Annotated in this window: 26 protein-coding genes; 16 read left to right on the top strand and 10 right to left on the bottom strand. The window is 69.5% G+C overall.

Features of this window, described 5'->3' with window-relative positions:
* Positions 1–111 precede the first annotated feature (111 nt).
* The 4 genes from NKG96_RS14310 to NKG96_RS14295 all read left to right on the top strand — a co-directional run bounded on the left by NKG96_RS14310 (position 112) and on the right by NKG96_RS14295 (position 3534).
* Positions 112–1836 carry a heme-binding protein gene (locus NKG96_RS14310; protein WP_254535694.1) on the top strand — a complete coding sequence of 575 codons (1725 nt, stop codon included), beginning with the start codon at positions 112–114 and terminating at the stop codon, positions 1834–1836.
* A 163-nt stretch (positions 1837–1999) separates the two neighbouring features.
* Positions 2000–2833, top strand: coding sequence for an RAD55 family ATPase (locus tag NKG96_RS14305; RefSeq protein ID WP_254535692.1), 834 nt, complete (start codon positions 2000–2002; stop codon positions 2831–2833).
* Positions 2830–3174 carry a DUF8135 domain-containing protein gene (locus NKG96_RS14300; protein WP_254535690.1) on the top strand — a complete coding sequence of 115 codons (345 nt, stop codon included), beginning with the start codon at positions 2830–2832 and terminating at the stop codon, positions 3172–3174. Before NKG96_RS14305 ends, NKG96_RS14300 begins: the two co-directional genes overlap by 4 nt.
* 39 nt (positions 3175–3213) lie before the next feature.
* Positions 3214–3534 carry a transcription factor S gene (locus NKG96_RS14295; protein WP_254535688.1) on the top strand — a complete coding sequence of 107 codons (321 nt, stop codon included), beginning with the start codon at positions 3214–3216 and terminating at the stop codon, positions 3532–3534.
* 9 nt (positions 3535–3543) lie between these two features.
* On the opposite strand, the gene NKG96_RS14290 is transcribed toward NKG96_RS14295, so the two are convergent.
* Entirely contained in the window at positions 3544–3930 is a 387-nt protein-coding gene (locus NKG96_RS14290) for an NAD(P)-binding domain-containing protein (RefSeq protein ID WP_254535685.1), read from the bottom strand.
* Positions 3931–3987: 57 nt separating this feature from the next.
* Here NKG96_RS14290 and NKG96_RS14285 point away from each other — a divergent pair, with 57 nt between their 5' ends.
* Complete coding sequence (locus tag NKG96_RS14285; protein ID WP_254535683.1) at positions 3988–4491, top strand: hypothetical protein; 504 nt, start codon at positions 3988–3990, stop codon at positions 4489–4491.
* A gap of 3 nt (positions 4492–4494) precedes the next feature.
* Here NKG96_RS14285 and NKG96_RS14280 read toward each other — a convergent pair whose 3' ends face one another.
* Together NKG96_RS14280 and NKG96_RS14275 are read right to left on the bottom strand one after the other, a co-directional pair.
* Positions 4495–5385, bottom strand: a complete 891-nt coding sequence (locus NKG96_RS14280; protein WP_254535681.1) for a ZIP family metal transporter — start codon at positions 5383–5385, stop codon at positions 4495–4497.
* 57 nt (positions 5386–5442) lie between these two features.
* Complete coding sequence (locus tag NKG96_RS14275) at positions 5443–6144, bottom strand: SDR family NAD(P)-dependent oxidoreductase (RefSeq protein WP_254535679.1); 702 nt, start codon at positions 6142–6144, stop codon at positions 5443–5445.
* 124 nt (positions 6145–6268) lie between these two features.
* Here NKG96_RS14275 and crtID point away from each other — a divergent pair, with 124 nt between their 5' ends.
* From crtID to NKG96_RS14255, 4 genes are all read left to right on the top strand, one after another.
* Positions 6269–7768: a bifunctional phytoene desaturase/3,4-desaturase gene (gene crtID / locus NKG96_RS14270; protein WP_254535678.1), complete on the top strand. Its 1500-nt coding sequence runs from the start codon at positions 6269–6271 to the stop codon at positions 7766–7768.
* A gap of 5 nt (positions 7769–7773) precedes the next feature.
* Entirely contained in the window at positions 7774–8649 is an 876-nt protein-coding gene (locus tag NKG96_RS14265) for a prenyltransferase (protein WP_254535676.1), read from the top strand.
* Positions 8642–9493: a bisanhydrobacterioruberin hydratase gene (gene cruF / locus NKG96_RS14260; protein ID WP_254535674.1), complete on the top strand. Its 852-nt coding sequence runs from the start codon at positions 8642–8644 to the stop codon at positions 9491–9493. The genes NKG96_RS14265 and cruF overlap by 8 nt, the downstream gene beginning before the upstream one ends.
* Positions 9494–9559: 66 nt before the next feature.
* Entirely contained in the window at positions 9560–10066 is a 507-nt protein-coding gene (locus NKG96_RS14255; RefSeq protein WP_254535672.1) for a CBS domain-containing protein, read from the top strand.
* Between the two features lie 42 nt (positions 10067–10108).
* Here NKG96_RS14255 and NKG96_RS14250 read toward each other — a convergent pair whose 3' ends face one another.
* Entirely contained in the window at positions 10109–11113 is a 1005-nt protein-coding gene (locus tag NKG96_RS14250) for a phytoene/squalene synthase family protein (protein ID WP_254535670.1), read from the bottom strand.
* 166 nt (positions 11114–11279) lie between these two features.
* Positions 11280–12587 (bottom strand): phosphoribosylglycinamide synthetase C domain-containing protein, encoded by a 1308-nt coding sequence (locus NKG96_RS14245; protein WP_254535668.1) that lies wholly within the window; start codon positions 12585–12587, stop codon positions 11280–11282.
* A gap of 136 nt (positions 12588–12723) precedes the next feature.
* Here NKG96_RS14245 and NKG96_RS14240 point away from each other — a divergent pair, with 136 nt between their 5' ends.
* Together NKG96_RS14240 and NKG96_RS14235 are read left to right on the top strand one after the other, a co-directional pair.
* Positions 12724–13128 (top strand): universal stress protein, encoded by a 405-nt coding sequence (locus tag NKG96_RS14240; RefSeq protein WP_254535666.1) that lies wholly within the window; start codon positions 12724–12726, stop codon positions 13126–13128.
* Between the two features lie 40 nt (positions 13129–13168).
* Complete coding sequence (locus NKG96_RS14235) at positions 13169–13528, top strand: DUF7553 family protein (protein ID WP_254535664.1); 360 nt, start codon at positions 13169–13171, stop codon at positions 13526–13528.
* On the opposite strand, the gene NKG96_RS14230 is transcribed toward NKG96_RS14235, so the two are convergent.
* The 4 genes from NKG96_RS14230 to NKG96_RS14215 all read right to left on the bottom strand — a co-directional run bounded on the left by NKG96_RS14230 (position 13441) and on the right by NKG96_RS14215 (position 16351).
* Complete coding sequence (locus NKG96_RS14230) at positions 13441–14742, bottom strand: ornithine cyclodeaminase, nickel-pincer nucleotide-dependent (RefSeq protein WP_254535663.1); 1302 nt, start codon at positions 14740–14742, stop codon at positions 13441–13443. The two genes, NKG96_RS14235 and NKG96_RS14230, sit on opposite strands and share 88 nt — an antisense overlap.
* 45 nt (positions 14743–14787) lie before the next feature.
* Positions 14788–15174 (bottom strand): hypothetical protein, encoded by a 387-nt coding sequence (locus tag NKG96_RS14225; protein ID WP_254535661.1) that lies wholly within the window; start codon positions 15172–15174, stop codon positions 14788–14790.
* A gap of 63 nt (positions 15175–15237) precedes the next feature.
* A complete protein-coding gene (locus NKG96_RS14220; RefSeq protein ID WP_254535659.1) occupies positions 15238–15513 on the bottom strand; it encodes a hypothetical protein in 276 nt (91 codons plus the stop codon).
* Between the two features lie 64 nt (positions 15514–15577).
* On the bottom strand, positions 15578–16351 hold the full coding sequence (locus tag NKG96_RS14215) for an SDR family NAD(P)-dependent oxidoreductase (protein ID WP_254535656.1): 774 nt from the start codon (positions 16349–16351) through the stop codon (positions 15578–15580).
* Between the two features lie 117 nt (positions 16352–16468).
* On the opposite strand from NKG96_RS14215, the gene NKG96_RS14210 reads away from it, so the two are divergent.
* Both NKG96_RS14210 and NKG96_RS14205 read left to right on the top strand, forming a co-directional pair.
* Positions 16469–16921 (top strand): RDD family protein, encoded by a 453-nt coding sequence (locus tag NKG96_RS14210; RefSeq protein ID WP_254535654.1) that lies wholly within the window; start codon positions 16469–16471, stop codon positions 16919–16921.
* A 47-nt stretch (positions 16922–16968) separates the two neighbouring features.
* On the top strand, positions 16969–17658 hold the full coding sequence (locus tag NKG96_RS14205) for an SOS response-associated peptidase (RefSeq protein WP_254535653.1): 690 nt from the start codon (positions 16969–16971) through the stop codon (positions 17656–17658).
* A gap of 13 nt (positions 17659–17671) precedes the next feature.
* On the opposite strand, the gene NKG96_RS14200 is transcribed toward NKG96_RS14205, so the two are convergent.
* Entirely contained in the window at positions 17672–18190 is a 519-nt protein-coding gene (locus tag NKG96_RS14200; protein ID WP_254535651.1) for a gamma carbonic anhydrase family protein, read from the bottom strand.
* Between the two features lie 85 nt (positions 18191–18275).
* Between NKG96_RS14200 and NKG96_RS14195 the strand changes: the two genes are divergently transcribed.
* The 3 genes from NKG96_RS14195 to NKG96_RS14185 all read left to right on the top strand — a co-directional run bounded on the left by NKG96_RS14195 (position 18276) and on the right by NKG96_RS14185 (position 20639).
* Positions 18276–18986 carry a fumarylacetoacetate hydrolase family protein gene (locus NKG96_RS14195; RefSeq protein WP_254535649.1) on the top strand — a complete coding sequence of 237 codons (711 nt, stop codon included), beginning with the start codon at positions 18276–18278 and terminating at the stop codon, positions 18984–18986.
* A 139-nt stretch (positions 18987–19125) separates the two neighbouring features.
* Positions 19126–19788 carry an HAD family hydrolase gene (locus NKG96_RS14190; protein WP_254535647.1) on the top strand — a complete coding sequence of 221 codons (663 nt, stop codon included), beginning with the start codon at positions 19126–19128 and terminating at the stop codon, positions 19786–19788.
* Complete coding sequence (locus NKG96_RS14185) at positions 19785–20639, top strand: phosphorylase family protein (RefSeq protein ID WP_254535646.1); 855 nt, start codon at positions 19785–19787, stop codon at positions 20637–20639. Before NKG96_RS14190 ends, NKG96_RS14185 begins: the two co-directional genes overlap by 4 nt.
* Positions 20640–20751 lie beyond the last annotated feature (112 nt).

The following is a 20751-nucleotide window of genomic DNA, read 5'->3' as shown; positions in this document are numbered from 1 at the left end:
CTTCCGACTCCGAGCGGAGGTTCGTCGCGAGCCCTCGGTTGGGCTTTCCAGCGAGCGCAACCCGCAGCGCGAACTCAAAAGGACCTTCAACGACCCACGCCAACCCGCAATATGCCCGAACCACCGCGGACCGACGAGGGCTGGTACGTCCTCCACGACTTCCGGACCGTCAACTGGGCGGCGTGGCGGGCCGCCCCCGACGAGCGAACCGAGCGGGCGCTCGAAGAAGGGGTGGAGTACCTCACGGCCCACGAGGACCCCGAGGAGGGGTGGTCGGCCGTCTTCTCCATCCTCGGCCACAAGGCCGACTTCATGGTGTTGCACCTCCGCCCGACGACGCGCGAACTCGACGTGGCGGAGCGCCAGTTCGAGCAGACGACGCTCGCCGACTACACGACGCAGGTCTCCTCGTACGTCTCCGTGACGGAGGCGTCCGGCTACTCCGAGTCCGCCCGCGAATACTTCGAAGAGGGCGAGACGGAGAACACGGGCCTCCAGAACTACATCGAGTCGCGCATCTACCCCGACCTCCCCGACGCGGAGCACGTCTGTTTCTACCCGATGGACAAGCGCCGCGGCGAGGAGGTCAACTGGTACGACCTCCCGTTCGACGACCGCGCCGACTTCATGAGCGACCACGGCGACATCGGGCGGGACTACGCCGGGAAGGTCAAGCAGATCATCTCCGGGAGCGTCGGCCTCGACGACTACGAGTGGGGGGTGACGCTGTTTGCCGACGACCCGACCGACGTCAAGGACCTCCTCTACGAGATGCGCTTCGACCCCTCGACGTCCCGCTTCGCCGAGTTCGGCCAGTTCTACTTCGGGCGGCGCTTCCCGCCGGCCGACCTGCCCGCACTGCTCGCGGGCGACCCCGTCCCGACCGAGGACTCCCGGGACGAGGCGACCACGGGGGACGCCGGGGTCGCCGCTGACCTCACCGGTCTCGGCGTCTCCATCGACGCGCCGGAGGGCGCACACGCTGTGCTCGTGCACTCGGACGCCGACGAGAGCGAGGTCCGGGAGGCCGTCGACGGTCTCCGGGGGAACTTCGAGCACTACGACAGCCACGTCGAGACGAGCGTCGAGTCCACCGACGAGGGGGTCGTCGTCGTCTCCGTGTGGACGACCGGGAGCGCCGCCGACACCGCGAGCGGGTTCCTCGCGGACCTCCCCGGCGCGTCCGAGACGACGGTCGGTGCGCTCGACGGCGGGACCGCGACGAGCGACGCCACCGAGGAAGGCGACTTCGACGACGAGGTCCGCGCCGAACTGACCGACCTCGACATCTACGCGGGCAAGCCACACGGCGAGGACGTGTACGCGATGGTCCTCTACTCGGAGGCGGACGTAGACGAGTTGCGCCCGAGGGTCGAGGACCTCCGCGACGGCTTCGACCGCTACGACACGCACGTCGGGACGGCGGTGTATGAGGGGCGGGCGACCGCCCGCGCCGCCGTCGTGAGCATCTGGGAGACCCAGAGCGCCGCCGACACCGCGGGCGGGTTCCTCGGCGACCTGCCGGGCATCGTCGCGCGCGCGGGCGAGGAGAGCGGGTTCGGCACGATGGGGATGTTCTACACCGTCAAACCCGAGCACAGAGAGGAGTTCGTCGAGAAGTTCGACACCGTCGGGACGCTCCTCGAGGACATGGTGGGGCACGGGGAGACCGACCTGATGGTGAACGTCGACGACGAGAACGACATGTTCATCGCCAGCCAGTGGCGCTCGAAGGAGGACGCGATGGGCTTCTTCCGCTCTGAGGTCTTCCGCGACACCGTCCAGTGGGGTCGCGACATCCTCGCCGACCGGCCACGGCACGTCTTCCTCGCCTGATTCCGGACCCACCGGGTGGCTCTCACCTCCCTCACCGCCGTCGGCGCGGCGCTGGTCGTCGCCGTTGACGCTCGCCGTCGCCCCGATGGAGCCCTGAGTGGCAGTATCGACTCCCGAAACGAGGCGAGAGTATAAGCCGCGCCACCCACGAGTCACGTCCGTGATGCACCGCGTCCCCTTCGGCGTCCGGCGACTCGACAGCACGCTCGGCGGTGGCGCGCCGCCGGGCAGCGTCGTGTTGCTCTCGGGGGAGCCCGGTGCGGGCGCGCGGGAGTTCGTCTACACCAGCGCGCTGATGAACGGCCTCGCCCACGCCGACGAGGAGCTGTTCGACCTCTACTACGGGACGCTCGCCGAGGCGTCGGAGCTTCCGGGCGGCGTCCACTACGTCTCGTTCACCGACCACCCCGAACAGGTCCGCGGCGAGATGCGCCTCGGGATGGACGACGACCTCGTGGAGGCGGGACTGGACGCCGTCACCTTCCACGACCTCTCGGCGGAGTACTTCCGGCTGAGCCCGGTCCCCCGCGACTGGTACACCGAGCGGACCACCGCCATCACCGACCTCGGGACGCAGGACCGGACGAGCGTCGCGGAGGCGCTCGGCGACCGACTCAACGAACACGCCCCCGGCAACCTCGTCGTCATCGACTCGCTGACCGACCTCGCCGGCGCGCTCGGCGACGAGTACGGCTGGGCGGACATCTCCATGCTCGTCCGCGGCCTCGCTCGCGCCGCCTACGACTGGGGCGGCCTCGTCCTCGTCCACCTCAACCGGGAGGCGCTGACCGCCCAGCAACACGGGCAACTGGTGGACGCCACCGACGGCATCCTCCTGTTCCAGTGGGAGCGCGGGGGAAGCACGCTCGCCCGGACGATGGTCGTCCAGCAGTTCCGCGGCGTGCTCTCGGCCATCGAGGAGGAGAGCATCGTCCAGTTCGAGACGCAGATTACCGACTCCGGTTTCGACATCAGCGAGGTGAGGAAGATACGATGAGCGACGACACCGACACGGGCGCGACCGAACCGACAGCACACGACCCGCTCGACGGTGACCTCCTCGTCGGGGGCGATGCCCCCCTCGACGTCTCCTCGACCGAGGCGACCGACGCGGGCGCGGCCTTCGAGTCGGTCGACGAGGAGACCCCTCAGGAGACACCGGATCCCGGCGTCGTCCCCAAGGCGGCGTACTGCGAGGGCTGTGAGCACTTCGCGGACCCGCCCGAGGTGGCCTGCACCCACGAGGGGACCCGAATCGCGGAACTCGTCGACCGCGAGCACTTCCGCGTGGTGGACTGTCCCGTCGTCGCCGAACGCGAGGCGCTGGGCGACCACTGAGATCCCAGCAGTCAAGCGTCCGGCGACGCCAGTACGGCCATGCAGTTCTGCGACGAGTGCGGTTCGCTGATGCACGCACGGGACGACGAGATGGTCTGTTCGTCCTGCGGGGCGCGCGTCGCCAAGGACGAGGAGGAGGCCGCGAAGTACGTCTCGACGGAGTCACAGACCTTCGACGACGTCATCGAGACGAGCGAGGACGCCGCCGACGAGGGGAAGCCCACCGCGAAGGAGGAGTGCGAGAAGTGCGGCAACGGCCTCGCGTGGTACACCATCAAACAGACCGGGAGCGCCGACGAACCGCCCACGCGCTTCTTCAAGTGCACGGAGTGTGGCCACCGCTGGCGCGGCTACAGCTAACTCGACGGTTCAGCGAACGGCCCTGAACGCGTGGTCGTAGGTGCCGAGTACCGACCCGAACCGGACCCAGAGGGGGACCAGCGTTTCGAGGTACCGGGCGGACTCGATGTCGCCGACGTCCTCGGCGGCGGTGCCGCGGACCGCGAGGACCGCCACGTCGCCGTGGCCCGCCGCCGCCGCGAACGACCCGACGGCGACGGTTCCGTTCACCCCCGTCGCCCACTCCGCGAGGTCCTCGGGCGACCGGGTCCCCACCAGCACGTCCCACCCGTGTCGGGCGACCCCGGCCGCGAGCGCTCGCCCCACGTCGCCACTCCCGAGGACGCCGATACGTCGCTCCGTCGTGCCGACACGATAGGCGACGCGCGGCGATGAGGTCGCACGTCGGCGAGGCACGCAGGAGGACACGACACTGCCGAAAGCGGTATGCCACCGTACCGCACAGTGGTGCGTATGAGCGAGGCCCTTCACCGACGCGTCGAGGTCCACCCCGGCTGCGAGGCCGTCGTGGAGTTCGACCCCGACCTCACCTTCGAGTGCGTCCCCCAGTGTACGTGGTGCTGTCACCGCGGCGTTCCCCTCTTCGACGGCGAGCGTGCGGACCTCGCCCGGTACGTCGACCCCGAAGCGGTCACCGCGCGGGTCGGCGACCGGGACGTAATCGGGCGCGAGGACAAGGGGCGCGAGGAGTACGTGGACGTGGACGGCCGGGCGTGTCACTTCCTCGGCGACGATGGGCAGTGCGGGCTACAGGTCGACCACGGGTGGAAGCCGGCGCGCTGTTCCGTCTTCCCCCTCTCCGTGCACGTCGAGGGCGATGACCTTCACGTCTCCCTCCACGAGTCGGCGGGCCAGTACTGCGAGGGGCTGAACGTCTCGGACTGGCGGGTCGTCGACCACCTCGACGCCTTCCTCCCGCGCGCGCTCTGGGACCTCCCGGACCCGACGACGGAGTGAGACTCAGAACCCGAGGACGGCCCACGCGGCGAAGACGACGGCCCCGCCGAGGAACGTGCTCGCGACGGCGTGGAGGCGGAGGCGGTCGAGGAGGCCGTGGTCGGCGGCCTCGATGCCCGCCACCTCCGTCACCTCGCTCCCGATCTCACAGCGCGGGAGGAAGTCCATCGCGACGTGGAGGAAGATGCCGGCGGCGAAGCCGAAGACGGCGGCGTTTATCGTCGGGATACTCGGCAGGCCGACGTACGCGCCGGGGATGGCCGTGAGACCGACGCCCGCGGCGGGGAGGAGGAGGACGGTGGCGTCCCGTCCGTTGCGGGCGAGACGGCGGGCGGCGGCGTAGCCCGCAGGTCCCTTGTGCGAGACGATGGCGAGACCGAGGAGCAGTCCCACCTCGGACATCGTCCCGTAGACGAGACCGATGATGAGGCCCGCCGAGAGGGCGTGCGCGGAGAGGTGGGCGGCGGTGCGGTCGAACGGCAGGTCGAGGTGCGCGAGGCGGTGGCCGACGACGTGCGAGGCGAAGCCGATGAGGATACCGGCGGCGACGCCGAACCCGCCGAGTTTCGGGTGGAGGCCGATGGCCTGCGGGAGGAGGAAGGCGGCGGCACTGGCTATCATCGCGCCGCTGGCGAGGCCGTACCCCCAGACGAGGCGGCGCGCGCCGAACTCGTGGTCCGTCCCGGTCGCGTCGGCGGTCCGGGTGGCGGCTCTGACGCCGAGGGGGATGCCGCCGCCCATCGCGGTGAACGCCACCCACGCGATGGTCGTCACCTTCCAGAGCCCCGCCGAGAGCGCGGCCACCGAGAGGGCGAGCAAGGCGACGACGGCGACGCCCCCCACCGCCAGCGAACCGGACCGACCGTTGAACCCGACGGCGTCTGTGATACCCATCTGGTTAACAACTCGTAGATCCTAGTTAATAAGATCGTCGGTCGCGGGAGGCGCCCTTCAGCGCGTTACTCCCTTCCAGTCTTTCAGCGTGACGATGGCGCCGCTCAGGTCCTCCGCGGAGACGTCGCTCGCGGCCCAGCGGAACATAGGCGCGACGTCCTCGAGGGCACGCCCGGGGCCGTTCCCGGTGATGTCCGTCGAGACCTGGCCGGGGTCGACGACGCAGACGGGGACGTCGAGTTCGACGGCGAACTGGCCGACGACGGCCTCCGCCAGCGCCTTCGAGACGGCGTAGGAGCCGAACCCGGCTTTCGGGTCGCGGGCGACGGACCCCGAGGGGACGAGGATTCGCGCCCCGTCGGCGAGGTGCGGGAGCGCCTCCCTGACTGTCGTGAAGACGCCCCGGCCGTTGGTCCGGACGTGGTCGTCGAAGGCGCTGTAGGCGTCCTCGGCGAGTGGGGAGTGGCCGGGGTCGCCGTGGTAGACGCCTGCGTTGGCGACGACGACGTCGATTCCCTTCCCCAGCCCCTCGCGGGCGGCCGTCTCCATCAGGCGCTCCACGTCGAACTCGTCGCGCACGTCCGACCGGAGGGCGGTGGCGCTCCCCCCGTCTTCGCGGATTCCCTCGGCCACCCCGTCGACGGCCGCCGCGTCGCGGGCGCAGACGACGACGTGGGCACCCTCGGATGCGAACAGGCGGGCGACGCTCGCGCCGAGGCCGCGACTCGCGCCGGTGACGACTGCAGTCGTTCCCTCCATATTCGACAGACGCCCAGACGGCTATTCGTCGTTTCGACCGCGCAGTCGGCGACGGCGGCGCGGTCGTGTGGTTCCGTGACGGTCGAAACGTCCCCTTTTAGGCGGTGCCGGGCGACGTAGGGGTATGCAGCGACAGGACTCACCGCTGGCCGGACGGTCGGTGGTGGTCGTCGGTGGCGGGTTCGGCGGTCTCTCGACGGCCTGTTACCTCGCGGACGCCGGGGCGGACGTCGAGGTACTCGAGAAGAACGAACAGGTGGGCGGCCGGGCCTCCCGCCTCGAGGCCGACGGCTTCCGCTTCGACATGGGCCCGTCGTGGTACCTCATGCCCGACGTGTTCGAGCGGTTCTTCTCACACTTCGACCGCTCGGTCGAGGACTACTACACCCTCCAGCGACTGGACCCGCACTACCGGATCTTCTACAAGGACGGCGACCGAGCGGACGTCGTCGCGGACCGCGAGACGATGCTCGACACCTTCGAGTCCTACGAGGACGGCGCGAGCGACGCCCTGCAGGAGTACCTCGCGACGAGCGAGACGCACTACGACGTGGCGATGGAGCACTTCGTCTACGAGGACCGCCCCCGACTGCGCGACTGGGTCGACCTCGACGTGATGAAGGCCGCGCCCATCGGCCTGAAACTGGTCGGGACGATGGACGACTACGTCTCCCAGTACTTCGAGCACCCCAAACTCCAGCAGATCATGCAGTACACGCTGGTCTTCCTCGGGGGTGCTCCCGGGAACACCCCGGCGCTCTACAACATCATGTCGCACGTCGACTTCAACATGGGCGTGTTCTACCCCGACGGGGGTATCGGCGCGGTGGTCGACGGTCTCGTCGAACTCGGCGGGGAGCTCGGGGTGACCTACACCACCGGAAGCGAGGTGGTCGAGATCACGAAACGGAAGGCGGGCTTCCACGTCGAGACCGCGGACGGGGAGGTGCGACGCCCGGACCGCGTCGTCGCCAACGCCGACTATGCCCACGTCGAACAGCACCTCCTGCCCGACCACGAACGCCAGTACGACGACGACTACTGGGCGGGCAAGACCTACTCGCCCTCGGCGTACCTCCTCTACCTCGGCGTCGAGGGCGACATCGACCCCCTCGAACACCACTCACTCGTCCTGCCGACGGAGTGGGACGGCCACTTCGAGCGCATCTTCTCGGACCCGGGGTGGCCCGAGGAACCCGCCTACTACGTCTGTGCCCCGAGCGTCACCGACGACTCGGTCGCACCGGAGGGCCACTCGAACCTGTTCGTCCTCGTCCCCGTCGCGCCCGGACTGGAAGACACCGAGGCGCTCCGCGAGGAGTACCGCGAGTTCGTCCTCGCGGACCTCGCGGAGAACACGGGCGTCGACGTGCGCGACCGCATCGTCTTCGAGGAACAGTTCTGCGTCGCCGACTTCGCCGACCGCTACAACGCCTATCGCGGGAACGCGCTCGGCGGCCTCGCGCACACGCTCCGACAGACGGCCCTCCTGCGGCCCGGCCACCGCTCGTCGGCCGTCGACGGCCTCTACTTCACGGGCGGGTACACCACCCCCGGCATCGGCGTCCCCATGTGCCTCATCAGCGGAGAGCATACGGCGAACACGCTCGTAGAGGACGAGTGAGTCGGATGGCGTTCGCGACCAGCCTCGACGACCTCCTGCCGCCCGCCTCGACGCGGTCGGGGTACCTCCTGCGCCTCTCGCGCCCGCGCTTCTGGTTCTACCTCGCGGGACCGGTCGTGGTGGGCGTGACCTACGCCGCCGAGACGCCGGGCGAACTGTTCGCGCCCCTCGCCCTCGCGCTGTTCGCGTACTTCCTCCTCCCGGCGAACGTCTACCTCTACGGCGTCAACGACGTCTTCGACGCCGACGTGGACGAGCACAACGAGAAGAAAGACGACCGCGAGGTGCGCTACCGGGGCGGGCGACTCGTCGTCGGGGTCGTCCTCGCGAGCGCACTCCTCGCCGTCCCGTTCGCGTTCGTCCTCCCGTGGGAGGCGCTGGTCGCCTTCCTCGCGTTCGGCCTGCTGGCGACGGAGTACAGCGCACCCCCGCTCAGGTTCAAGACCACGCCGTTCCTCGACTCGCTGTCGAACGGCCTGTACGTCCTACCGGGCGTCGTCGGCTACGCCGCACTGGCGGGCGAGTGGCCCCCGTGGGCGGCCGTCGCGGGCGCGTGGCTCTGGACGATGGGGATGCACACGTTCTCCGCGATTCCGGACATCGAACCGGACCGGGCGGCGGGCATCCGGACCACGGCCACGTTCCTCGGGAAGTCGCGCACGTACCTGTACTGTGCGGTCTGCTGGGTGGCGGCGGCGGCCGTCTTCGGCCTCGTCCACCCCTTCTTCGCCACCGTTCTCGGGGCGTACCCGGTCATCGTCCTCGGCATCGTCCGCTCGGAGGTGGACGTGAGCGAGGCCTACTGGTGGTACCCGGCCATCAACACCCTCGTCGGGATGCTCATCACGATGGCGGGCCTGTGGGTGCTCCTGTATGGGTGAGGTCGCCGGGTTCGACCGCGAACGCGCCCAGCGCCGCCTCGACGGCCTCGTCCGCGAGAACCGCTTCACCATCGCCGTCGTCTTCCCCGTCGTCGGTGCGGTACTGCTCGTCGCCAGCGCCGAGTCGCTCCTCCCCGGTCCGCTGAACTTCAACCCCTACCTCATCCTCGTCGGCGTGCTGGTGATGCGCCTGCCCCTCGTCGCGGGGGTGGCCCCCCTCGTCGACCGGAAGGCGGGGGTCGCGCTCCTCGCGCTCACCGCCTACGCCTACGGTATCGAACTGCTCGGCGTGACGACCGGGTGGCCCTACGGTGAGTTCAGCTACGAGGTGGCCCTCGGGCCGATGCTGTTCGGCGAGATTCCCCTCGCGCTCCCCGTCTTCTTCTTCCCCCTCGTGTTGAACAGCTACCTGCTCTGTCTCCTCCTGCTCGGGCGACGGGCGGAGTCGGCGCTCGTCCGACTCCCAGTCGTGGTGGCCGCCGTCGTCGCGATGGACCTCGTCCTCGACCCCGCCGCGGTGTCGCTCGGCTTCTGGGAGTACGTCGGCGAGTGGCCCTACTACGACGTGCCCGCCTCGAACTATCTCGGATGGGTCGTCTCCGCGACGGTGGCCGTCGTCGCCTTCGACAGGGGGTTCGACCGGACAGGCCTCCTCCGACGCGTCGAAGCGTGCGCGTTCATGCTCGACGACCTCGTGAGCTTCGTCCTCCTGTGGGGTGTCGTCAACGCCTACTTCGGCAACCTCGTCCCCGTCGCCGTCGCCGCCGTCTTCGGCGTCGGTCTCCTGTACACCGACCGCTTCGACTTCGACGTGCGGCGGTCCGTCCCGTGGCCCGGGCGGTAGGGATGTCGTCGGTACGTCGAATTACCCCGGCGCAACCGCTACCCCCGCTCGCGACCTACAGACACCATGCTCACAGCCCGTACGGTCATGACGGCGCCCGTCGAGACCGTCTCGCCGGACGACGAGGTGGGGGAGGTACTGGGTCGCCTCGCCCGGTGCGACTTCGACGGCTTCCCCGTCGTCGAGGGCGACCGACTCGTCGGTATCGTCACGCAGGGCGACCTCGTCCGCCTGTTCCGGACGAGAGAGCGCGTCCTCTGGCTTCCCGTCGGCCTGCCGCCGTTCTCCGAGACGCTCACCTACGCCCTGGACGTCTCGTGGGACGACCTCGACCTCGGCATCGACCTCGCGCGCAACGCCCGCAAGCCCGTCCGCGAGGTGATGACGACGGCGCTGGTCACGGTACCGCCGGACGCCGACCTCGACCGACTGCTCGACGTCCTCGCGGGCGACGTCAACCGCGTCCCCGTCGTCGAAGCGGGGCGACTCGTCGGTATCGTCACGCGCGAGGACCTCATCCGCGGGCTGCGTGCCGAGCGGCGGGGTCGGGAGCCGTCGACCGCCGGGGTGTGACGCCGCGAGGAGGGGCAGAAAGCGGGCGGGCTGCGGGGCCGACTACTGTGCGGGACGGGCCTCGCCCGCCTCGTGGTCGGGGCGGCCGTGGCGGTGGTCGCTCCCCATCGGGATGGCGCTGACGCGCGCGAAGACGCGCTCGGGGTCCTTCGAGAGCGACCAGAGCGCGCCCGTCTTGGCGACGAGCGTCAGTTTCCGCAGGGTGCTCAACTGCGGCGTGGCCGAGAGCACGTCGTAGTTCCGCTCGCGGATGAGTCGGTGGTGGTCGGCGTACAGCACTGACGCGAGCAACACCGGGAACTGGCAGTCCTCGGGGAGCGTCTCGATGCCCGCCACCCCCTCGCGGTAGAGTCCCTCCGCGCGGCGCAGTTCGTGACGCATCACGTCGCGGAACGCCTCGTCCACCTCGAAGCGTTCGAGTTGCTCGTCGGTCACCCCGTACTCGGCGAGCGTCGTCTGCGGGAGGTAGATGCGCCCGCGCTCGACGATGTCCTCGCGGACGTCCCGCAGGAAGTTCGTCAACTGGAACGCCTCGCCGAGTTTCTGCGCGTGCGGCCGCGCCGTCGCCGGGTCCTCCGGCCCCATCACGGAGGTCATCATCTCGCCGACGGCCGACGCCGACCCGCGCATGTACGCCTCGAGTTCGTCGTACGTCTCGTAGCGCGTCTTCTCGATGTCGGTGAGCATCGCGTCGATGAACACCTCGACTTCCTCGTCCTCGATGCCCACCTCGCGCCTGAGTTCGTCGAACGCCGCGAGGACCGGTTCGTCGGTCGGTTCGCGGCCGAGCGCCTGGTCGCGGATAGAGAGGAGCCGCTCTCGCTGTTGCTTCGGCGTGAAGTCGGTGTCGTCGCCGGACTGCGTCCGGCCACCGGCGGGACTCTGTCCCGCGCTGTCGACTACCTCGTCGGAGATACGAAAGAACGCGTAGAGGACGTACGTCGCGCGGCGGACCCGCTGGGGCAGCAGGCGGGTGGCGTAGTAGAACGTCTTGCCGGTCCGCCTGTGGATGGACTTGCTCTCGGCAAGCTGGGAGTTGTCTACCATGGGGCGTAGAGTGTCGATAAGTTGGCACCGAACGGGCTTATGCCTTTGTGAGCCGGAACCTCTGGATCCGGCGTCTGCGACGCGTTTGACGCTGATTTCGTCCCGGAGCGATAGCCGCCTGCCACGCTATCGCTCCGACGAGGCGTCGGGCCCACGCAAGGTCGGCTCAGGGCCCGAGGTAGCCCCACGCCTGCAGGCGGTCGCCCTCCCCCTCGACCCAGCGCTCGCCGATGTCGTCGCGGTAGTACATGTTCGGGACGATGACGTCCTCGATACGGTCGTACGCCCGTTCGCGGGCCGCCGTCATCGTCTCGCCCATCCCCGTGACGACGAGGGCGACGCCGGACTCGCCGGCGACGCGCCACTGCCCGTCGACGTTCTTCGTGTCCTCGATGTGGACGCCCTCGCAGTCGCCCTCGAAGACGATAGCCGCGTTCCGCGAGTTCTCGTCGAACGTCTGCGGGTCGCTGAAGGGGAACGGCGGGAGGCAGACTCGGACGCCGACCTGATAGCCGCCGTGGACCCGCAGGTCGGTCTCCTCGCCGTGGGCCAGTCGGTAGAGGAACTCGCCGGTCGGCGACTCGAAGGACTCCTCCTGTAGGGTGATGGTCGGGTAGCCGAAGCGCGGGGTGAACTCCAGCGGGTAGACCCCGCGGGCGTTCACGATGCAGTTCAGGTCGATGCTCCCGACGTAGCCCTGGTCGGCGAGCCACCCCTCCAGTCGCCCGAGGGTCCGTTCGAACAGGCGGTTGCGCCCCGCCCAGAACATCGCCGTCCCCATCTCGCCCGTCGAGGGGCCGATGTTGCCCGGGAAGAGCTTCTTGTGCTCGAAGTTGAAGTTGATGGGGTCGACGAACCCCTCGCCGTCGAAGAACCCGCAGACGGCCACCTCGACGCCCTCGACGCGCCGCTGGAGCTGGAAGCCTTTCATCCGGTGGCCCCACGCCTTCTTGTACGCGCGGAGCACGTCGACTACGTCGCTGCCGTCGTCCTCGCGGCCGACGTAGACGAGGCGCTTGACGTTCTGGACCTCGCCGAGCGGTTTGACGACGTACGGCGCGGGGTGCTCCTGAACGTGGGCGATACCCGCGTCGAAGTCCGTGAACTCCCGGTGGGGAAGCGTCTTGACACCGTGTTCGTCGAGCACCTCCATCGCGTACCCGCGGTCGTCCTCCAGTCGGTCGGTGTCCGGGGTGCCCCCGATGACGGCGTGACCTTCCTCGCGGAGGTCCTGTGCCAGTTCTCCCGTCCCGACGTCCGTGCCGACCCAGATGTCGTCGAAGACGACCACGTCGGCCCACTCCACCTCGGCGCGCCAGTCGTCGGTCTTCGGGACGAACCCGTCCGCTATCTCCCGATCGGACTCGGCCTCGACGTAGTACTTCACGTCGTGGCCCTCCCGGTGGACCTGCCACGCGATGTCGCCGATGAGGGCGGCGTCCAGCGACGCGAAGAGGAACTTCTTGGTATCCATACACGCAGTGGCGCGGAGGGGAAGTTAGCTGTCGGGGGTCGGAGCCCCGAATTCGGCGACTCGGGGTCGACCCCGGACCCGTCTGTGCGTCCCGTACGCAGGGACGTTTATCACGGATGAGGGTGTGGTACCACGCATGGTCACCTTCGTCGTAGGCACTAAGAACGCGGACACCAGCGAGCGAATCCTCGACTACCTGCAGGGGCGTATCACCGACGGCGACTCGGTGTACGTCGTCAACTCACAGGAGGGCGGCGACGAGACGAGCAGCGACGAGATTCGCGGCGGGAGTAAGGCCATCGAGGTGCTGGCGGAAGGCCTGCCGGTCCCCGTTGAGGCCCACCAGTTCGTCCGCGGCAACGACCCCGCCGAGGACATCCTCGCGGCCGCCGAGGAGTACGACGCCGACGAGATCGTCATCGGGATCCGGCGGCGCAACCCCACGGGGAAGATCATCTTCGGGAGCAACGCACAGGACATCCTCCTGAGCAGCGAGCGTCCCGTGGTTGCCGTCCCCCTAACCGACGGGCAGGCCCAGTAGGGGCCGCGTACCTAACTGCAAGCGGGTCGCCACGTTGGGTATGGTGCCGTCTCCCGACCGGTCTGCCGACTCGTCCGACCCCGCTCGCCACCTCCTCAGGGCCAGCGACCGCCTCGCCACGGCCGACGCCTCGGTCGCCGACCCCGGCTTGCGCTCCACGCTCGGGTTCGTCACCAGCGAACTCGAGGACATGACGCACACACCCTCGCGCGAGCGCGCGGCCCGCCTCCACGAGCGACTGGCGACCGTCGAATCGGCGGTCACGGGGACCGCCAACGTCGCCGTCCGGCGCGCCAGACAGGACCTCGTCTGCTACCGCGAGGCCGTCGAGTCCGACTCCACCCCGGCCGTCGACTCGGGGTCGGTCGAGTCAGTCGAGTCCGCCGACTCGAGGACGTAGTCGGCGAGCATCGGGACGAACGTCCCCACGTCGGTCACCATCCCGACCGCCTGCGCGCTCCCCCGGTCGAGGAGTTGCGTGACCGTCGCGGGGTTGATGTCGACGCAGACGACCCGCGTCGTCGAGGGGAGGCAGTTGCCGACCGCCACGGAGTGCAACAGCGTCGAGAGCATGAGCACCATGTCCGCCTCGTGGGCCTGCTCGCGGATGGCGTTCTGCGCCTCGACGGCGTCAGTGATGGTGTCCGGAAGCGGGCCGTCGTCGCGGATGGACCCCGCGAGGACGTAGGGGACGTCGTTGGTGACACACTCGTACATCACGCCCGAGTCGACGAGTCCCGACTCGACGGCGTCGGGGATGGACCCCGCCTTGATGATCTCGCTGATGGTGTAGATGTGGTGTTTGTGGCCTTTCCGGGCGTGGTCGAGCGTCTCCGTGTTCACGCCGAGGGAGGTGCCGAACAGGTCGCGCTCGAGGTCGTGGACCGCGAAGCCGTTGCCCGCCGAGATGGCGTGGACGAACCCCTCGCGGACCAGTCGGGCGAGGTCCTCGCGCGCCCCCGAGTGGATGAGCGCCGGGCCGGCGACGACGAGGACGGTCCCCCCGGCATCGTTGACCGCCCGCATCGCCTCCGCGATCTGCTTGATCGTCGTCTCGGAGGGGCGCTCGGAGGAGACGCCACCCTGCATGAACCCGAAGGTGCCCTCCGTCCCCCGGGGGCGCTCGGGTGGCTGGACGCGGATGCCCGCCTCGCCCGTCACGACGCGGTCGCCCTCCTCGATGGCGTTGAGCACCTTCGTGTAGGCGCGCGGACCGCCCTCGGCGTTCGGGTCGACGACCACCGCGCAGTCCATCTCCATGTGTTCGACCTCGACCCACTCGCCCTCGAAGCGGACCTGCGTGGGGTGGTTCGTCGTGGAGTAGAACCCCTCGGGGACGACCCGGTCTGCGGGGGCGGCGGTGAGCGTCGCGTCGAGGGGGTCGACGGGGTTCGCGCCGCTCTGGTGGAGTTCGTGGACGATGGCCTGGAGTTCGGCCTCGGTGTCCGCCGTCACGGTCATCCGGGCGTAGGACTCCTCGGTGTTCGAGCGGCCCACGTCGAACTCCTCGACTTCGAACAGGCCGTCCATGTCCATGACGATGCCCATACACCGGCCGAGCATCCCGGAGTCGATGATGTGGCCCTCCAGTTCGACCACGCGTGAGTGTGTCATACCGACCGATTGCGGCCCCGGTGCTAATCGGTTCCGACCGACCCATCACTCGCCGGTGCGACAGTCGACTGCCCACTGGTCGTCGCTCGCGGCCACGAGGCGGTCGTACAGCGCTCGCAACCCCGCCGACTCCGTCTCCGGCAGGACGTGCAGTTCGACGGTGCCGTCGCGGACCGCCACCCGGAACGTATCGCCCGTGTCGTCGTCGTGGACGAGGTACAGCGGCATCGGGAGGTCGAACCAGTCGCCGTAGCGGTACGGGCCCTCCTCCAGCACCCGCCCGAGGAGGCGGTCGACCTCCCCGTCCGCGGGGGCGTCCTTCCGGCCCCGAGGGACGAGCGAGAACACCACCGACCCATCGTACTCGACGGTCGTCCGCGAGTACCGGCGCTCCGGGCGGGTCGGGATGTCGAACGATGGCTCCCGCGTCACGGGTTCACGTTGCGCGCCATCCGATTTAAAGTCGCGGGCGCTCCCGGGCGTTCAGGGGGCCGCTCAGGGCCGCTCGAATCGGTAGGTGGTGTGTTCACCGCGGACGTGGAAGACGCCCGCGTTGTGGTCGAACTCGACGGCGACGGCGTCGGCGGTGGCGAAGTCGTGGAGGGGCATCCCCGTCTCGACGCGCCCGTCGCGCCCGAGGGAGACGTGCGCCGACCCGAAGTCGACGCGGATACCGTCATCGGACTCCTCGATGCGCCCCTCCTCCCCCGCGAACGTCCGGAGTTCCGTCGTCATCCGGTCCCACTCGTCGACGGGGACTGTCGTGCTCATACGCCCGCTTCGCCCCCCGGGCCCGTCAGTGTGTGGCCCCGCAGTCGTCGGGTTCGACCTCGCCTCAGTACCAGGTCGCCCCCGAGTCGACGTTGACGTCCTGTGCGGTGACGTGGCGCGCGTTCGGCCCCGCGAGGTAGGCGACCTGTTCGACCACCTCCTCGACGGGCACGATCTCGTCGAGGGGCAGGTCGTCGAGGACGAGGTCGCGTTTCGCCTGTTCGTAACTCACGCCGGTCGCCTCCGCGCGCGCCTCGAAGACGCGTTCGATGCGGTCACCGGTCACGGGACCGGGACAGACGGTGTTGACGGTCACCTCGTCCTCGCCGAGTTCGAACGCCAGCGCCCGCGACAGACCGATGAGCGCCATCTTCGAGGCGGCGTAGGGCGTCCGCAGGGGGTAGGGCTTCTTCCCGCCGATGGACGAGACGTTCACGATGCTCCCCCGGACGCTCTCGCGCAGGTGCGGCGAGGCGTGCTTCGCACAGAGGAACGACCCGAGGACGTTCACGTTCTGGACGGTCTGCCACTCCTCGGCGGACACCTCCTCGTGGGGTGCGGTGGGTCCCGCGATGCCCGCGTTGTTGACGAGGCAGTCCAGTCCGCCGAACGCGTCCACACAGGCCTCGACCGCCGCCTTGACGCGCGCCTCGTCGGTCACGTCCGTCGGGACGACCAGCGTTCGCTCCTCGGGCATCGGCTCGGCCGTCTCGCGCAGGTTCGCCTCGCTTCGCGCCGCCAGTACGACGTTCGCGCCCCGGTCGGCGAACGTCCGGGCTATCTCGCGGCCGATTCCCTGACTCGCACCCGTCACCAGCGCCGTGATGTCGTCGAGCATACACCGCGTTCGGACATTCGTGTGTTAATCGTTGTGTCTCGACGGGGTGATGGTATCGGCTGAAGACTATCTCGATAGACGACGGGTTTTTACCCGTACCCTCGCGTCTCACGTACTATGGTGGAGTTCAGTCGGGTCGCGCCGGACCTGGCGGCGAGCGACGTCGTCGGCCAGCGCACCCTCGCAGTCGGCATCGACGCCGTCGTCGTCGGCCTCTGTAGCGTCGCGCTCGCGACGCTCGCGGGCCCGTTCGACGCGGTGGAACTCGCGGACGTCGGCCTCCCGCCGGCACTCCTGTTCGCGCCCGTCGTCTGGATGTCGTACGCCGTCGCGCTCGTCGGGACGTGGGGACAGACGCTCGGGAAGTACCTCGCGGGTGTCGTCGTCGTGGACTCCCGCGGGGACGCACCGACCTACCGGGCGGCGGCCGTCCGCGAACTGCTCCGTCTCGCCGACGTCCTCGGCGTCGGCCTCCTCTCGCTGCCACGGACCACCCAGCGCCAGCGACTGGGCGACCGGGTGGCGGACACCATCGTCGTCCGCGCCGAACGCGAGGAGCGCCCCCTGTAGTCCGGTGCCGGGCGACGGTTCTTACCCCTGCGGGGTGTAGCTCGGGTATGTGTGGCCGCTACAGTCTCTTCGTCCCGCCCGACGAGCTAGAGGAACGGTTCGACGCCGACCTGACCGTCGAGTACCGCCCGCGCTACAACGCCGCGCCGCGCCAGTCGCTCCCCGTCGTCCGTGACGTCTCCCGCGAGTCCATCACCGAGTCCCGGTGGGGCCTGCTCCCCTCGTGGGCCGACGAACTGGGCGACGGGTTCATCAACGCCCGGGCGGAGACGCTGGCCGAGAAGCCCGCGTTCCGCGAAGCATACCGGGAGCGGCGCTGTCTGGTGCCCGCGGACGGCATCTACGAGTGGAAACAGGGTGACGCGGGGAAACAGCCCTACCGCATCACCCGGCGAGACGAGGAACCGTTCGCGCTGGCCGGTCTCTACCAGAACTGGAAGCCGAAACAGAAGCAGACCGGACTGGGGGAGTTCGGCGGCGAGGGGGGTCCGGACCGGGAGACGGAGGCTATCGAGACGTTCACCATCGTCACCCGGGAGCCGACGCCGTTCATGGCGCAGTACCACCACCGGCAGGCGCTAGTGCTCGCCCCCGAGGACGAGGCGGCGTGGCTGGACGGCGCGGACGTCGAGGCGGTGGGGATGCCCACCGACGAGGAGTTCCGCGCGTATCCGGTCTCGAAGGCGGTGAACAACCCGGCGAACGACTCGCCGGACGTGATCGAGGAACTGTCGTAGTCGGGGGGGTCGACTAGTCGAACAGCGCCTCGTGGCGCGCCGCGAGGTTGGTGTACTCCCCGGAGGAGTACGACTCGAAGACGCCCTCGGTGTTGACCGTCGACTCCGAGAGCGGGACGTACTGGGCGGGGGTCCCGAACACGAACGACTTCGGTGGGATGTCCATGCCGGGGAGGACGTTCGTCCCCATGGCGACGATGCTCCCCCGGCCGACGGTGGCCTCGCTGATGGCGGCGTTGAACCCGATCAGCGCACCGTCCTCGACGGTGGCTTCGTTCAGCACCGCGCCGTGGCCGACCATCACCCGTTCGCCGAGGTGGGAGGCGTGGATGGTCGCGTTGTCCCCGATGTGGCTCTCGCGGCCGACGACGACCGGTCCCACGTCGCCCCGGAGGACGACGCCCGGCCAGACGCTCGCGTTCGCCTCCACCGTCACGTCGCCGACGAGCGTGGACTCGCGGCTGACGTGGGCGTTGCCGTGGACCTGCGGTTCCGTGCCCTCGAAGGGGTAGTGGCGCTTGTCCGACTCCATGTGGGTGGTATTCGTTGGCACGGAGATATGTCTTCTCACCGTCCCGACTCGCAAGGCATACGGCCCGCCGGCGGGAGGTAGGGGCATGAAACTCGCGCGCATCGAGACGGACGACGGCGTGCAGACCGGCGAGTACGTCGACGGCGGCGTCACCACCGACGACGGGGAGCGATACGAGCAGGGGGAGTACGACCTGCTCGCGCCCTGTGAGCCCTCGGCGCTGTTCTGCGTGGGTCGCAACTTCGGCGCGAAGGTCGAACAGATGGGCTACGACGTGCCCGACGAACCGGACTTCTTCATCAAGCCGCCGGTGTCGGTCATCTCCCACGGCGCGCCCATCGAGTACCCCGAGTGGACCGACGAACTCACCTACGCGGGCGAACTCGCCGTCGTCGTCGGCGAGGAGTGCCACGAACTCGACGAGAGCGAGGTCGACGACGCCCTCCTCGGCTACACCATCATGAACGACCTCGACGCCCTCGACCAGGAGGGCCGCACCGCCCGCAAGGCGTTCGACGGGTCCGGCCCCCTCGGCCCCTACGTCGAGACGGACGCCGACGTCTCGGATATGGACATGTGGACGGACATCAACGGCGAACGCCGTCAGGAGGCGACGACGGCCCAGATGTTCTTCACCCCCCGCGAGATCGTCGCCTTCCTCTCCCAGCGGTTCACCTTCCGGCCCGGCGACGTCATCTCCTTCGGCAGTCCCGCCAACCCGGGACTCGTCGAGTCGGGCGACGAAATCGAGATAACCTACGAGGGCGTCGGCACCCTCCGGAACACGGTCGAGTAGGCCGCCGCGAACGCTTCTCTTCTTCCGCCGAGCGACACGGCCGCGTCCACTCGACGCCCCGAACGCGAGTGCGACGAGGCCACAACCGGGGGAACCGTCGTCCGGTAGACTCATCGGCGTCTCGCAGCGAGGTCCACCCATGCGTTACGAGGCAGTCGTCTTCGACAACGACGGGGTCCTCACCGAGATAACCGACTGGGACGTGCTCCGGGCCGCGGCCCACGGCGCGTTCGACGCCTTCGGCGTGGACCCGAGCGACGACGACCTGCGGGCGATTCTCTCGCACGTCACCGTCGACGGTCTGGAGGCGGTCTGTGCCCGGCACGGTCTCGACCCCGAGGAGTTCTGGCACCGCCGCGATACGAACTACACCGAGGCCCAGCAGGCGGAGGTGCTCGACGGACGGAAACCGCTGTACGACGACGTGGACGCCGCCCTCGCGCTCGACGTGCCGAAGGGCATCGTCAGTTCGAACCAGCACGCGACCATCGAGTGCATCCTCGACCACTACGACCTCCGCGAGCACTTCGAGACGTACTACGGCCGCCAGCCGACGGTCGAGGACGTCCGCCGCAAGAAGCCCGAACCGTACTTCATCGAGCGGGCACTCTCCGATCTCGGCGTCGAGGTCGAGGACGCCCTCTACGTGGGCGACAGCGAGGGCGACGTGGTGGCCGCCCACGCCGCCGGCACCGACTCGGCGTTCCTGTGGCGCGAACACCGCGCCGACTACGACCTCTCCGTCGAACCCACACACGAACTGTCGGGGCTGGCCGACCTCCCCGACGTGGTGGAGAGATGAGCGGGGAAGCGACCGACGGGGACGGAGGCGGCCCGCTCACCCTGCGCGCCCTCGTCCTCCCCGCGTTCCACGAGGTCCTCGGGTTCAGCGAACTCCAGCCGTGGCTGGACGGCGTGTCCTTCGCCGGCGAACTCGACCTGCCGGGACTCGTCGCCCCCCTGCGGTACACGGACGAGGGCGTCGGCGTCGTTCCCACGGGCATCGGGAAGGCGGAGGCGGCGACGACGGTCGCCACGCTGCTCGCGACCGACCGGGTGGAGTGCTCGGACGCGCTGTTCCTCTCCGCCGGTATCGCGGGTGGTCCGCCTGCGGCGGGACCGCTCGGGTCCGTCTCCGTCGGCAAGTGCGTCGTCGACTGGGACCGGAAGAACCGCCTGCCCGAACACGGGGGCGAGCGACCGGTCGAACTCTTGGCGTTCCGCGAGCGCGACTACGTCTACCCGCTGGACGGCGACCGCGCCGCGGCGGCGGTCGAGGCGGTCCGGGGGACGGACCTCCGGACGGTGGGCGACGACCCGCCGGTCGTCGGGTCGGGGACCGTCGTCTCGGGCGACGAGTTCTGGCACGGCGCGGCCCTCGCGGACCAGGTCGAGTGGCTCGTCGGGGCGTACGACGCGGGGACCTACCGCATCACAGAGATGGAGTCGGCGGGCGTCGCGGTCGCGCTGGACCGCGTCGGCCTGCTCGACCGGTACGTCTCGGTGCGGGCGCTGGCGAACTACGACCGGCCGCTGGACGACCGGACCCCACGCGAGAGCCTCGCGGAAGAGACCGGCGAGTACGCCATCGAGGCGGCCGCGGAGAACGCCTACCGCGCCGGACGGGCGGTGCTCGACGGGCTACTGGTCTGAGGTCGGCGGGGCGTCGTGCGGACGCCGGGAAGAAGCAGCGCGGTCGGGTGGTCGGGAGTCGAGTCACGACGCGGCCCGCGGCGGGCCGGAGTCGGTGTGTTCTCGCGCGGTG

Origin of the sequence: Halomarina litorea, assembly GCF_024227715.1 — an archaeon.
Lineage (GTDB): Archaea > Halobacteriota > Halobacteria > Halobacteriales > Haloarculaceae > Halomarina > Halomarina litorea.
The sequence above is the reverse complement of the archived record's forward strand: the minus strand, read 5'-3'. Positions and strand labels throughout refer to the sequence as shown.

Excerpts from the sequence above, each read along its gene's own strand:
- NKG96_RS14310 (WP_254535694.1), top strand. The coding sequence starts at position 112 with ATGCCCGAACCACCGCGGACCGACGAGGGCTGGTACGTCCTCCACGAC.
- NKG96_RS14305 (WP_254535692.1), top strand. The coding sequence starts at position 2,000 with ATGCACCGCGTCCCCTTCGGCGTCCGGCGACTCGACAGCACGCTCGGC.
- NKG96_RS14300 (WP_254535690.1), top strand. The coding sequence starts at position 2,830 with ATGAGCGACGACACCGACACGGGCGCGACCGAACCGACAGCACACGAC.
- NKG96_RS14295 (WP_254535688.1), top strand. The coding sequence starts at position 3,214 with ATGCAGTTCTGCGACGAGTGCGGTTCGCTGATGCACGCACGGGACGAC.
- NKG96_RS14285 (WP_254535683.1), top strand. The coding sequence starts at position 3,988 with ATGAGCGAGGCCCTTCACCGACGCGTCGAGGTCCACCCCGGCTGCGAG.
- NKG96_RS14280 (WP_254535681.1), bottom strand. The coding sequence starts at position 5,385 with ATGGGTATCACAGACGCCGTCGGGTTCAACGGTCGGTCCGGTTCGCTG.
- NKG96_RS14275 (WP_254535679.1), bottom strand. The coding sequence starts at position 6,144 with ATGGAGGGAACGACTGCAGTCGTCACCGGCGCGAGTCGCGGCCTCGGC.
- crtID (WP_254535678.1), top strand. The coding sequence starts at position 6,269 with ATGCAGCGACAGGACTCACCGCTGGCCGGACGGTCGGTGGTGGTCGTC.
- NKG96_RS14265 (WP_254535676.1), top strand. The coding sequence starts at position 7,774 with ATGGCGTTCGCGACCAGCCTCGACGACCTCCTGCCGCCCGCCTCGACG.
- cruF (WP_254535674.1), top strand. The coding sequence starts at position 8,642 with ATGGGTGAGGTCGCCGGGTTCGACCGCGAACGCGCCCAGCGCCGCCTC.
- NKG96_RS14255 (WP_254535672.1), top strand. The coding sequence starts at position 9,560 with ATGCTCACAGCCCGTACGGTCATGACGGCGCCCGTCGAGACCGTCTCG.
- NKG96_RS14250 (WP_254535670.1), bottom strand. The coding sequence starts at position 11,113 with ATGGTAGACAACTCCCAGCTTGCCGAGAGCAAGTCCATCCACAGGCGG.
- NKG96_RS14245 (WP_254535668.1), bottom strand. The coding sequence starts at position 12,587 with ATGGATACCAAGAAGTTCCTCTTCGCGTCGCTGGACGCCGCCCTCATC.
- NKG96_RS14240 (WP_254535666.1), top strand. The coding sequence starts at position 12,724 with ATGGTCACCTTCGTCGTAGGCACTAAGAACGCGGACACCAGCGAGCGA.
- NKG96_RS14235 (WP_254535664.1), top strand. The coding sequence starts at position 13,169 with ATGGTGCCGTCTCCCGACCGGTCTGCCGACTCGTCCGACCCCGCTCGC.
- NKG96_RS14230 (WP_254535663.1), bottom strand. The coding sequence starts at position 14,742 with ATGACACACTCACGCGTGGTCGAACTGGAGGGCCACATCATCGACTCC.
- NKG96_RS14220 (WP_254535659.1), bottom strand. The coding sequence starts at position 15,513 with ATGAGCACGACAGTCCCCGTCGACGAGTGGGACCGGATGACGACGGAA.
- NKG96_RS14215 (WP_254535656.1), bottom strand. The coding sequence starts at position 16,351 with ATGCTCGACGACATCACGGCGCTGGTGACGGGTGCGAGTCAGGGAATC.
- NKG96_RS14210 (WP_254535654.1), top strand. The coding sequence starts at position 16,469 with ATGGTGGAGTTCAGTCGGGTCGCGCCGGACCTGGCGGCGAGCGACGTC.
- NKG96_RS14205 (WP_254535653.1), top strand. The coding sequence starts at position 16,969 with ATGTGTGGCCGCTACAGTCTCTTCGTCCCGCCCGACGAGCTAGAGGAA.
- NKG96_RS14200 (WP_254535651.1), bottom strand. The coding sequence starts at position 18,190 with ATGGAGTCGGACAAGCGCCACTACCCCTTCGAGGGCACGGAACCGCAG.
- NKG96_RS14195 (WP_254535649.1), top strand. The coding sequence starts at position 18,276 with ATGAAACTCGCGCGCATCGAGACGGACGACGGCGTGCAGACCGGCGAG.
- NKG96_RS14190 (WP_254535647.1), top strand. The coding sequence starts at position 19,126 with ATGCGTTACGAGGCAGTCGTCTTCGACAACGACGGGGTCCTCACCGAG.
- NKG96_RS14185 (WP_254535646.1), top strand. The coding sequence starts at position 19,785 with ATGAGCGGGGAAGCGACCGACGGGGACGGAGGCGGCCCGCTCACCCTG.